The organism is Achromobacter sp. SIMBA_011, from assembly GCF_046535435.1.
GTDB classification, from domain to species: Bacteria; Pseudomonadota; Gammaproteobacteria; order Burkholderiales; family Burkholderiaceae_B; genus Achromobacter; species Achromobacter dolens.
In genome coordinates, this window is sequence record NZ_JAWRWN010000485.1 from 1 (window position 1) to 271 (window position 271).

At 70.5% G+C, this 271-nt stretch carries 1 protein-coding gene; it reads left to right on the top strand.

Annotated elements, in window-relative coordinates; all coding sequences use genetic code 11:
- Window positions 1-271: alanine racemase (locus SB816_RS31815; RefSeq protein ID WP_410548221.1), on the top strand; the 271-nt coding region annotated here is incomplete at both ends.

Here is a 271-nt window from a genome sequence, read left to right on the forward strand (position 1 = left end):
CTGATCGACGTCGATCGGATGCACGCCAACATCGCGCGCCTGCACGCGCATCTGGACGCATTCGGCGTCGCGTTCCGGCCGCACGTGAAGACGACCAAGTGCCAACAGGTCGTGGACGCGCAGATCGCGGCCGGCGCGCGCGGCATCACGGTGTCGACGCTGAAGGAGGCCGAGCAGTTCTTCGCGAGCGGCGTGCGCGACATCGTCTATGCGGTCGGGATGATCCCCGCCCGGCTCCCTCAGGCGCTCGCGCTGCGCCGGCGCGGCTGCG